We start from the raw sequence: 12,204 nt of genomic DNA, 5'->3' as shown, positions 1-12,204 counted from the left end.
CATCATGCTTAAAAACTATATAAAAGTTGCTTGGAGAAATCTCTTAAAAAACAAGGGGTTTACTTTAATCAACATCGTCGGTCTTAGTTTTGGTGTAGCCGCATGCATTCTAATTTCAATTTATATTATTCATGAAAGCAGTTATGATAAACATGTAGCAAATTCCAACAACATTTATAGAATGACCAATGCCATTATCCAGGATGGTAATGTAAGGGGTGGCATCCATTTTTCAGCCATTATGGCAAGTACTGTTCTAAATGATTTTGCTGAAGTTGAAAATGCAGGAAGAATAATGGATAACGGATTGTTTTATGGAGCGGGCAGTAATGAAATTCGATTGGAAGGGAGCCCCACGCAATATCATGAGGAGGGTTTTGCTTATGCGGATCAGTCCATTATGGATATTATGGATATCAAAATGGTCTATGGAAATGCGCCAACTTCCCTTAGCGAACCAGGTACTATTGTGATTTCCAATAGCATTTCTGAAAAGTACTTTGGAGAAAGTAATCCGGTGGGAAGATCAATATATCTAAACGGAAACAACGACCAACCATTTCGAATCAATGGGGTTATGGAAGACTTCGCCAGCAACTCCCACTTAGATTACGATTTTATGCTAACCCTATCCGGCGTTGAATTTGGGGAAGGAGAACAAACAAGGTGGACACAAAACAACTATTTTACCTACATCACCCTGAAGACTGGAACGAATATCCCGCAGGTTCAAAAGAAAATCTCAAATCATATCATCAAAGATTACCTAATGCCTGCGTTTGAAGCAGGTGGGTTTGCAATGGCAGAAAGCTTTGAGGACCGTCTTTCCATTGGGTTACAGCCTTTGACCGATATAAATCTATATTCAAATGACATTGATTTTGAGGCCAGCTCAAGAAACGACATTAAGATTGTATGGATTTTTGGTATCGTGGCCTTGTTCATTTTGGTCATTGCCAGCATCAATTTTGTAAATCTTGCAACGGCCAAATCCGCTAATAGAGCCAAAGAAGTAGGGGTAAGAAAAGTAGTAGGAGCGCCTAAACGATATCTCGTTGGTCAATTTTTGACCGAATCTGTTTTACTTTCCGGCATCTCCTTTATAATTGGCTTGGTAATCGCTTGGTTAATGATGCCGCTTTTTAGTAGTATCTCTGGAAAAGCATTGAGTTTGCCGTTCGCCAGCCCCCTATTTGTTCCTCTTCTATTAACATCTGCCTTGGCCGTAGGTTTACTTGCCGGTTTATATCCTTCTTTTTATCTATCAAGATTTCGTCCAGTTGCTGTCCTTAAGGGCAAGCTTAGTACTGGCGGTAAATCCAATGCATTACGAAGTGGTCTTGTTGTATTTCAATTTACCATTTCAATTATTTTAATCATTGGGACCCTTATCGTAAATCAGCAGATGGACTTTATACTAAACTCTAAAATAGGGTTTGAAAAAGAAGAAGTAATTCAACTTTATGGAACAAATATGTTGGGTGATAAAGTAGATACCTTTAAAGATGAATTGAAAAAACTAAACGGAGTAACCAATGCAAGTATAAGTGACTATTTACCTCTAGAAGGAGCCAAAAGAAATGGCAACAGCTTTGTAAATGAAGGCAGGGACAATATTGACGAAACCGTACCTGGACAAGCCTGGGTTATAGATGAAGATTATTTGGAAACCTTGGGCATGAAACTGGTGGAAGGAAGAAACTTTTCTATAGATAGAATTGGTGATGATGATGCAACTATAATAAACCAAACCATGGTAAAAAAACTGAACCTTGATAATCCTGTTGGTAAAAAAATATCGAGGTATGGTAGACTTTACGAAGTCGTTGGCATCGTGGAAGATTTCAATTTTAATTCTTTAAAACAAGAAGTACAGCCCCTCTGTTTCTTTAGAGGTGTAAGCCCTTCCATAATTTCTTTAAAAGCAGATACTGGAGACATGGTTTCCCTATTAAAGGAAGTAGAAAAAAAGTGGAATGAATTTTCACCCAACATGGCATTTCGGTATGCTTTTATGAATGATTCTTTTACCAAAATGTATGCTAATGTAACTCGAATAAGAACCATTTTTCTGTCCTTTTCCGTTTTAGCAATTCTTGTGGCTTGCCTTGGTTTATTTGCGCTATCCGCTTTTATGGTGGAGCAACGAAAAAAGGAAATCAGTATTCGAATGGTACTAGGAGCCACTTTTAAAAATATATATAGCCTATTGAGTATAAATTTCTTGAAACTTGTTGGAGTTTCCATTGTACTCGCAGTACCCGTTGGTTGGTATGTAATGAGTCGTTGGCTAGAAGATTTTGCATATAAAACAGGGCTAGATTGGACTACTTTTTTCATGGCAGGACTAATTGCATTAAGCATTGCCATACTCACGATCAGCTATCAGTCCATTAATGCTGCGTTGATTCAACCACTAAAAAGCCTAAGAACAGAATAAAACATATCAAAAACGAATCGTCATGCTTAAAAACCATATCAAAATTGCTTGGAGGAGTCTTAAAAAACATCCTTTTTTTACCTTTCTGAACATCTTTGGTTTGGCCATAGGCATGGCTGGTTGCCTACTTATCTCAATGTATATATATGATGAGCTAAGTTTCGATGGTATGTTTCCAGATGGGAATCGCATTCATAGAATTAATATTGATAATACCAATGGAGGAGAAACCAATAAATATGCTTCTGTAGCAGCTCCTTTAGGGCATACATTGATGCAGGACTACCCCCAAATTGAAATGGTAACTAGGTTTAGGGATATGAGTAGTATACTTCTACGAAAAACTGAAGCTAAACAAAACATAAAGGAAAATCATATTATAGGTGTTGATTCTACCTTTTTTGACATGTTTGGATTAACTCTTTTAAAAGGAAATCCCGAAACAGCACTTAAAGCACCCAAAACCTTAATCTTGACCCAAACAGCAGCTCAAAAACATTTTGGATCTGATAGGGTTTTAGGGCAAACACTGTTATTGGACAATAAAGATGTTTATACCGTTACAGGTGTTATTGATGACTTGCCCGAAAACTCCTTTTTAAGAAACCATACTATTTTTATTTCAATGACCAGTTTTCCTGATGCGGAAAGTCCTTCATGGGCAAATTGGAACTATTCCACATTTATCAAACTTCATTCTGAAGCAAGCATTCAATCCTTGAACGCGCCTCTAAAAAATATTTATGAAACCTACATGATTCCTTGGATACAAACATTTGATCCAAGCATGACCCTAAAAAAATTTCGGGAAAGCCGCAAAGCATCAGGCAACAATATGGTTTGGAGCACTACACCATTAACCGATATTCATTTGTATTCCTCAAATAGGAAAGGGGAGCTAAGTCCAAACAATGACATTGAAAATATCTATATTCTCTCTGCAATTGGTTTATTCCTAATTATATTGGCAAGTGTCAACTTCGTAAACTTATCAACAGCACAAGCCTTAAAAAGAGTAAAGGAAATTGGTATTAGAAAAACACTAGGGTCCAAAAAAATTGGCCTTATCAAACAGTTTTTGACTGAAGCGGTCACCATTTCATTCCTGTCACTTGTTATGGCATTGGCTATTACCGCAATAGCACTTCCTTTTTTCAATGAGCTTTCTGGGAAAGGCATTTCCTTGCCATTAAATAGTCCTCTTTTCTGGGGGTTACTTCTTGTTTCAGCCATTTTATTAGGTCTGTTTTCAGGCTCTTACCCAGCATTTTTCCTTTCAAAATTCGCTCCTATAATAACATTAAAAGGGGGTAGTAAAAGTGGAACTGGCAATAGCAGGGTCAGAAATTATCTGGTTATTTTCCAGTTTGCCATTTCTGTGTCTCTTATTATAGGAACTTTAGTGGTTTTTCAGCAATTACAATTTATTCAAAGCAAAGATCTGGGGTTCAAAAAAGACCAAGTTTTAATCATAGATGATGTTGACGCATCAGGTGATAAGATTCAATCTTTGAAACAGGAAGTTGAGAAAGTTGGTCATGTAAAAAGTGTGTCTCTGAGCAGTTTTCTACCAACACCCTCTGCACGTAATGGCATCACATTTTTTCCTGAAGCCGGAAGCGGAATAAAACACGATGGCTACATTTTTGAAAAATGGAGAGTCGACCATGATTACATGAATACTTTGGGCATGAAAATTATAGTTGGCCGAAATTTTGACCGTCAACTCCCCACAGATTCCTCCTCCATAATTTTAAATGAATCTGCCGTAGCAATGTTGGGGTTACAAAATGAAGATGCACTTGGGGCTAGGTTAAGCCATGACTTTAAGCGTCCTGATAAGGAGAATATGGAGTATTTAACCGTCATCGGTGTAGTTGAAAATTTTCATTTTGAATCGCTGCGAAATAATATCAACGCCATGAGCCTGTCATTAGGTCGTAACTCCAATAAAATGTTGATTAAGCTTAATCACGGAGATTTTAAAAACACTATAGCGCAAATAAAGCAGATTTGGAATACGATGGCTCCGCACCAACCTTTCCAATATTATTTCATGGATGATTCTTTTAATGACACGTATAAAGCAGAACAACAACTTGGAAGCATTTTTGTTGTCTTTACCTTCTTGTCCATTCTCATTGCATGCCTTGGCCTATTTGGTCTAGCCGTTTTCAATGCAGAAAAGCGCACTAAAGAAATTGGAATAAGAAAAGTATTGGGAGCCAACGTTGGACAAATAACTTATAAGCTAATAATAGACTTTCTAAAGCTTGTGGGTGTCGCCATACTTGTCTCGCTTCCTATCGGTTGGTTCGCCATGAACAAATGGCTAGAAGATTTTTCATATAGAATTGAAATTGAATGGTGGGTTTTTGCCATTGCCTCTCTGTTAGCAATTGTTATTGCGTTGTTGACCGTTGGTCTTCAAAGTGTAAAAGCTGCCATAGTAAACCCAACAAAAAGCCTAAGAACAGAATAAGTACATCAACAAAAACTATTGCAATGTTAAAAAATCATATTAAAATAGCTTGGAGGAGTCTTAAAAAACAACCCTTCTTTACATTTCTAAACACCTTTGGTTTGGCCATAGGCATGGCTGGTGGACTCTTAATTTCATTATATATCTACGATGAGTTAAGTTTTGATAAAATGTTTACAGATGCAGACCGCATACACAGAATAAATGTGGATATAAAGTTTGGTGGTGAAGCACGAGAATTTGCTGTAACACCTGCCCCACTTGCAGAAGCTGTCGGCAACGACTTTTCGGAAGTTGAATTGACCACAAGATTTAGAACCAGAGGGAGTGCTTTGGTTAGAAAAGCAGACACCGAAGTAAATGTAAAAGAGTTGCAGACTACCTATGTAGACTCCACATTCTTTAAAATGTTTGGGATATCGCTTTTAAGCGGTGACATAAAAACAGCACTCAAATCACCTAACACTTTAGTCTTGACCAAGACAGCTGCAGAAAAACATTTTGGAATTAATGAAGCTTTAGGCCAGGTACTTTTATTGAACAATCAGGAAACATATACTGTAACTGGAGTTATTGATGATTTGCCAAACAATTCATTCCTAAGGGATCATACCGTTTTTATGGCCATGGCTGGGTATGATGATTCCCGTGTAGTGAATTGGGGCAGTAACAATTATCAAACCTATATAAAACTTATTCCTTTGGCCAATATTGATAACATTCAGGAGCCCTTACGCGGTTTTTTGGGTAAATATGTGGTTCCCGGAGTACAGCAGTTTATGCCCGGTATTACCGAAGAACAGTTCAAGGCGGCAGGAAATCATTTGATCTATAGCACAATACCATTAACGGATGTCCATCTAAAATCTGACCGGGTAGCGGAAATCAGTGCAAACAACGATATTAAAAGCATATACATTCTTTCCTTTATCGCCATATTTCTAATTGTTTTGGCTTGTGTCAATTTCATGAATCTATCCACGGCACATTCACTAAAAAGAGCAAAAGAAGTAGGTGTTCGCAAAACTTTGGGGTCCAAGAAGGGAGAGCTTATCCGTCAGTTTTTGATAGAATCAGGGTTAGTATCCTTTGGTGCCCTTTTGCTGGCTGTACTATTGGCCATAATAGCGCTGCCGTTTTTTAACAATTTGGCAGATAAGGCTATTTCCATGCCCTATTCAAATCCATTTTTTTGGTTAATCCTTTTAGCATCTGGTATTATTTTAGGGCTTTTCTCGGGTAGTTATCCCGCATTCTTTATGTCGAAATTTATGCCAGTAAAAGTGCTCAAAGGGTCTAGTGGCACTAATCTTGGCGGTGGAAAAATCAGGAATGGACTTGTGATATTTCAATTTGCAATTTCCGTTTTTCTAATTGTGGGCACCCTAGTTGTTTATCAGCAATTAAAATATATTCAGAATAAAGATTTAGGCTTTTCAAAAGATCAAGTGCTCATCATCAATGACGTGTTTGCAATGGGCAATCAAGTGGCCACATTTAAAGAAGAGGTGAAAAATTTGGGCTTTGTCAAAAACGCAACCTTAAGCAGTTTTTTTCCTACTCCTTCCAGCAGGTCCGACAGTACTTTTGCTCCTGAAGAAGGGGCTACCGACCAAGAAAATGCTCTTAGTATGCAACGCTGGGGTGTTGACCATGATTATATACAAACTATGGGCTTCAAGATAATTGCGGGAAGAAACTTTGACAGACAATTTAAAAATGATTCTACCAGTATCATTATCAATGAGTCCGCGTTAGCCGTTATTGGGGTCCCTGCCAACGAAGCTATTGGTAAACGATATACTCCAGATATGGGTGCTGAAAACCCAAAATATTATACCATCATCGGCGTAGTAAAGGATTTTCATTTTTCCCCATTTAGGGAGGAAATAGAATCTTTGAGTCTTCACTTGGGCACTTGGGCATACTCACTTGCCATAAAATTGGAGGCTGGTAATTTTTCAAATGCCATTAGCAGTGTTGAAAATATTTGGAACAAGGCCGCCCCCGGCCAACCTTTCGATTACTACTTTATGGAAGATTCCTTCAATAACACGTATAAATCTGAACAACGTCTGAGTCATATTTTTTTCATTTTCACCACCCTTTCCATTCTAATCGCATGCCTTGGATTATTTGGCTTAGCCTCTTTTAATGCTGAAAAAAGAACCAAGGAAATTGGTGTTAGAAAAGTATTGGGCGCCAGCGTTAGACAGATTACCTATAAGCTAACCATGGATTTTCTAAAATTAGTCGGCGTTGCAATACTCGTTTCCCTTCCGGTTGGTTGGTTTGCCATGAACAAATGGCTCGAAGACTTCTCATACCGAATAGAAATCAGTGGATGGGTCTTTGTCCTTTCTGCCTTTTTGGCCATCGCAATAGCCATTATTACGGTGAGCTATCAAAGCATTAAGGCGGCAATAGTTAACCCAGTAAAAAGCTTACGAACAGAATAAAATAATCCATAAACGGACTATCATGATAAAGAATTATTTAAAAATAGCTTGGAGAAATCTTGCAAAGAACAAGGCCTATACCATCATAAATATTGGTGGTCTAGCATTGGGCATGGCCGTAACCCTTATTATAGGGCTCTGGATTCAAGATGAGCTTTCGCACGACGACTATTTCGAAAACAAAGATAAGATTGCCCAAGTAATGCAATCCCAAACCTTTAACAATCTAACTGGGACCGGGCAAGCAATTCCACGCCCTTTGGAAATGGCTTTCCGAGAAGGTTATATGGATAATTTTAAACATTTGGTCATGTCTTCTTGGACCAATTCCCAATATTTAAAGTACAAGGATAACAGCATTTCTAGAGATGGCAACTTCATGCAGGAAGCAGCACCGGAAATGTTAGCATTAAAAATATTGAAAGGGGAAAAAGATGGGCTTAGAGAAATAAACTCAATCATGCTTTCTTCCTTGACCGCCGAAGCACTTTTTGGGCAGGAAGATCCAATAGGTAAAATTATTGAGGTCAATAGCCAATATGATATGATGGTGACCGCTGTTTATGAAGATTTGCCTTTTAATTCTTCTTTTTATGACACCCATTTTATTATGCCATGGGAAAAATATGCTACCACCAGAGAATGGGTTAAGGAGTCTGAGGATAATTGGGGCAATAATTCTTTTCAAATGTTTGTTCAAATTGCAGATAACACCTCAATGGAAAGAATCTCTTCTACCATTAAGGATGTAAAAAAGGACCTATATGAAGACGGAGTGGAATTTAATCCACAGTTGTTCCTTCTACCAATGAAAGATTGGTATTTGCGTTCAAAATTTGAGGATGGCAAACAAGTTGGGGGCAGAATAAAATACGTTTGGCTCTTTGGAATTATTGGGGCTTTTGTACTGCTGTTGGCCTGTATCAACTTTATGAACCTTAGTACCGCGCGATCGGAAAAAAGGGCCAAAGAAGTAGGGATTAGAAAATCCATTGGTTCGCAAAGAGGGCAGTTGATCAACCAATTCTTAAGCGAGTCTTTCCTTGTGGTTTTATTTGCTTTTATGATTGCCGTTTTCATTGTTTTGTTATCGTTGACGGGCTTTAATGAATTAGCTCGAAAAGAGATTGTATTCCCATGGGGAAATCCTTCTTTTTGGCTTACAGCGCTTGTTTTTATTTTACTGACAGCGCTGTTGGCCGGAAGTTATCCTGCTTTATATCTTTCTTCCTTTAGACCTGTGGATGTGCTAAAAGGCACTTTTAAAGCTGGTAGACATGCAGGCACTCCCAGAAAAATTCTAGTGGTACTTCAATTTACTGTATCCGTGGCCTTTATCATAGGAACGGTGATTGTTATGCAACAAATAAACTATGCTAAAAACAGACCTATTGGTTATGATAAGGAGGGATTGATTCAAGTGCCCACCTTCAGTGAAGATTTTACAGGCAAATATGACCTGATGCGCAGCGAATTTTTAGCCTCAAACGCAATAGTTGAAATGTCTTCTTCAAGCAGTCCAACAACCAGAATATGGTCTAACCGAAATGGGTTCACTTGGGAAGGCAAGCCTGAAGGTTTCCAAGAAGATTTAGCCTGGACAGAAGTATCGCCTGAGTATGCCAAGTCCTTGAATTTGAAAATTGTTGCCGGAAGGGATTTTTCAAGAGAGTTTGCAACGGATTCAAATGCAGTTTTATTGAATCAAACGGCAGTGAAATACTTGGGACTAAAAAACCCAATAGGAATGCTTATCAAAGACAGTTCCGAAGAAGATCCTGACCCTCCACTAAAAATTGTTGGGGTCGTTGAGGATATGATTGCACAGTCACCCTACGAGCCAGTTAAGCAAGGCATGTATGTGTATGACAAAGGCGGTGAATCTAGCTATTACAACCTTCGGTTGAATCCACAACAAAGCGCTAAACAGAATATCGCCATCATAGAGCGGGTATTCAAAGAACATTTCCCAAATATTCCCTTTCAATATGATTTTGTAGACGAACAATACGGGAAAAAATTTGCCTCGGAAGAACGTATTGGAAGACTCTCTGGGATTTTTACCGCCTTGGCCATTTTAATCAGTTGTCTTGGACTGTTTGGCCTAACCTCTTTTGTGGCCGAACAAAGAACCAAAGAAATTGGGGTTCGAAAAGTATTGGGAGCATCCGTTTTCAATGTATGGAACATGCTTTCAAAGGACTTTTTAAAGTTGGTGACCGTTTCTTGTTTCATTGCCGTTCCCATAGCCTATTATATTATGAATGGTTGGTTACAAGAATACCCATATCGCGTAATCCTCAAGTGGTGGATTTTTGCCTTGGCCATGTTGGGAGCTATGGGTGTTACGATTTTGACCGTGAGTTTTCAAGCGATTAAAGCCGCTAGATCCAATCCAATAAAAAGCTTAAGAACAGAATAAAAAGTAGCGATGATCAAAAATCATTTTAAAATAGCATGGAGAAACATTAAAAAGAAGAAAGGCTTTGCACTAATCAACATTTTGGGTCTCTCCCTTGGTTTTGCCAGTAGTATTCTAATTTTCCTTTTTGTAAGTCATCATTTACAGTTTGATAAATTTCACTCAAATGCTGATAGGATATACCGTTTTGTCACCGAACAGCACAAGGACTATATTAACTATGTGCAAAGTGTACCGCCAGGTTTTACAAATGCTTTTAGAAATGATTATGAGTATGCAGAGAAGGTCGCCAAAATTGTAAATTGGGAAGATGAGGTAATCTATATAGAGGAAAGCAATTTAAAAATCAAAGCAAAAAAAGGGGTTGTATTTGCTGAACCTGAATTTTTTGAAATCTTTGATTTTCCACTTATTGATGGTTCTAAAAATATTCAGATCAAAGAACCCAATACTGCTATCGTTACCGAAACAATGGCCAACAGGCTTTTTGGAGAAGAAAACCCTATAAATAAGACTTTCCTGCTGGCAAATCAAGAAATAGTAACCGTTACTGGTATTTTAAAAGACTTACCCAGAAACACCCTCGTCCAAGGAGATATTTTTGTTTCCTTCCAAACCTTAAAAAAAATCAACGAAGGCATGGGTGGGGAAACTTGGAGTTGGATAAGTCCAAATCTGCAGTGTTTTGCCCTGTTATACCCCGGCCAAAATATTACCCAAATAGAAAGCGCTTTAACGGAATATCAAACCAAGTTTAGGCCCAATTCCAAAAACATCCATCACTATAAACTCCAATCTATAGGAGATGTTCATTTTGATTCTAGATACGATGGGGGTCTTGATGTAAAGCTACTGTGGATTTTTTCTTTGGTTGGGTTTTTTATCATGGTAGTGGCGGGCATCAATTTTGTAAATATTTCAACTGCACAATCCGTCTCCCGTTCCAAGGAAGTTGGAGTGCGTAAAGTATTGGGGTCCTTTATAAGTCAATTGTTTTGGCAGTTCATGACCGAAACTTTCCTAATTGTTTTTCTTGCACTTATCTTAGGTCTTTTGGTAGGCATAGCCTCATTGCCTTATTTTAATTCCATTTTTGATCTTCAACTTTCTATTTCAAATCTTTTCACGGGTTCCTTCTTTGTTTTTGTATCAATCCTATTGTTGGGCATAACCTTGTTTGTAGGTAGTTACCCTGGTATTCTGTTGGCCAGGATTTCCCCAGTATTGGCCTTCAAAAGAAAGCTATCCCAAAACGACTCAGGTGGTTCCATTACCCGTCAAGTCCTGGTCACCACTCAATTCATTGTATCTATTGTTCTTATCGTAGGAACAATTGTAGTAAACAAGCAAATAAAATTTGCAATAGATTCAGATTTAGGATTTAACAAATCAGCCATAGTGATGGTAGAAATTCCTGAAGAAGTGGATGCTGTGCAATTAAATGGTCTTAAAGAACGCATCGAACAACACCAGGGTATTGAAAAAGTATCTGCATGTTATGCAGCACCTGGGGCTGGAAAAAACGAGTGGAGTACTAATGTAAGGTACAATAGCAATTCGGAAGACGAGGTATTTAGTGTACAGGTTAAAATAGCAGATAAAGAATATTTGAACACCTTTGGATTGCAACTATTGGCTGGGCGTAATTTTTATGAAAAAGATTCCGTGGATGAAATCTTGATCAACGAAACTTTTGCCAAAAAACTTGGTGTACAATCTTTAGATGAAGTTTTGGGAAAACAGCTAACAGTTGCCGACGATTATGTAAAAGGGAATGTTGTTGGAGTCATTAAAGATTTCCATGATCAGGATTTTCATAAGAACATAAGTCCTGTTTTTATTGCCCCAGCCATAGATAGTTATACCAAATTGGCCGTCAAAATTAACTTGAATGATTCTCAAGCCGCTCTTGCCCATCTTGAAAAGCATTGGAATGGCCTTTTTTCAGGCTATATTTTTGAACATGAATTTTTAGACGACAGAGTTGCACAGCTCTACGCTACAGAACAGCGTTTTCTAGAGTTGACGAAGCTCTTTTCAGGTATTGCCATTTTTATTGGCTCCATGGGTATTTATGGGTTAATCCTATTCTTTGTCGTACAAAAAACCAAAGAAATTGGAATCCGCAAGGTCTTAGGAAGCAGTTTGCAAGGTATCCTTTGGCTTATTGTAAAAGATTTTTTAAAACTGATCCTAATTGCAGGTTTAATAGCATCTCCATTGGCTTGGTATTTCATGGGAAATTGGTTGGAAAACTTCAACTATAGAACTGACCTCTCCTGGTGGATATTTTTATTGGCAATTGGTTGTTTAGTTGCTATTACATTGACAACTGTTAGCTTTCAAGCGATTAAAGCCGCCAGATCCAATCCAATAAAAAGTCTACGAACAGAATAAAAAA

Annotated in this window: 5 protein-coding genes; all 5 read left to right on the top strand. The window is 38.0% G+C overall.

Going from position 1 to position 12,204, the window contains the following annotated elements; translation table 11 throughout:
- Nucleotides 1-4 precede the first annotated feature (4 nt).
- Genes FVB32_RS05665 through FVB32_RS05645 form a run of 5 tightly spaced genes read left to right on the top strand, consistent with a single transcriptional unit; the run spans nucleotide 5 to nucleotide 12,200 of the window.
- A complete protein-coding gene (locus FVB32_RS05665; RefSeq protein WP_147742034.1) occupies nucleotides 5-2,440 on the top strand; it encodes an ABC transporter permease in 2,436 nt (811 codons plus the stop codon).
- 22 nt (nucleotides 2,441-2,462) lie between these two features.
- Complete coding sequence (locus FVB32_RS05660; protein ID WP_147742032.1) at nucleotides 2,463-4,922, top strand: ABC transporter permease; 2,460 nt, start codon at nucleotides 2,463-2,465, stop codon at nucleotides 4,920-4,922.
- A 23-nt stretch (nucleotides 4,923-4,945) separates the two neighbouring features.
- Nucleotides 4,946-7,381, top strand: a complete 2,436-nt coding sequence (locus FVB32_RS05655; protein ID WP_147742030.1) for an ABC transporter permease — start codon at nucleotides 4,946-4,948, stop codon at nucleotides 7,379-7,381.
- A gap of 22 nt (nucleotides 7,382-7,403) precedes the next feature.
- The gene (locus tag FVB32_RS05650; protein WP_147742028.1) at nucleotides 7,404-9,803 is read left to right on the top strand and encodes an ABC transporter permease; all 2,400 of its coding nucleotides are present in this window, start codon (nucleotides 7,404-7,406) and stop codon (nucleotides 9,801-9,803) included.
- Between the two features lie 9 nt (nucleotides 9,804-9,812).
- On the top strand, nucleotides 9,813-12,200 hold the full coding sequence (locus FVB32_RS05645; RefSeq protein WP_147742026.1) for an ABC transporter permease: 2,388 nt from the start codon (nucleotides 9,813-9,815) through the stop codon (nucleotides 12,198-12,200).
- Nucleotides 12,201-12,204 lie beyond the last annotated feature (4 nt).

It is taken from the genome of Flagellimonas hymeniacidonis, from assembly GCF_008040165.1.
In the GTDB taxonomy this organism is placed as follows: Bacteria; Bacteroidota; Bacteroidia; order Flavobacteriales; family Flavobacteriaceae; genus Flagellimonas; species Flagellimonas hymeniacidonis.
The sequence above is the reverse complement of the archived record's forward strand: the minus strand, read 5'-3'. Positions and strand labels throughout refer to the sequence as shown.

What these genes read in the sequence shown, in the direction of transcription:
- FVB32_RS05665 (WP_147742034.1), top strand. Translation starts at nt 5, where the DNA reads ATGCTTAAAAACTATATAAAAGTTGCTTGGAGAAATCTCTTAAAAAAC.
- FVB32_RS05660 (WP_147742032.1), top strand. Translation starts at nt 2,463, where the DNA reads ATGCTTAAAAACCATATCAAAATTGCTTGGAGGAGTCTTAAAAAACAT.
- FVB32_RS05655 (WP_147742030.1), top strand. Translation starts at nt 4,946, where the DNA reads ATGTTAAAAAATCATATTAAAATAGCTTGGAGGAGTCTTAAAAAACAA.
- FVB32_RS05650 (WP_147742028.1), top strand. Translation starts at nt 7,404, where the DNA reads ATGATAAAGAATTATTTAAAAATAGCTTGGAGAAATCTTGCAAAGAAC.
- FVB32_RS05645 (WP_147742026.1), top strand. Translation starts at nt 9,813, where the DNA reads ATGATCAAAAATCATTTTAAAATAGCATGGAGAAACATTAAAAAGAAG.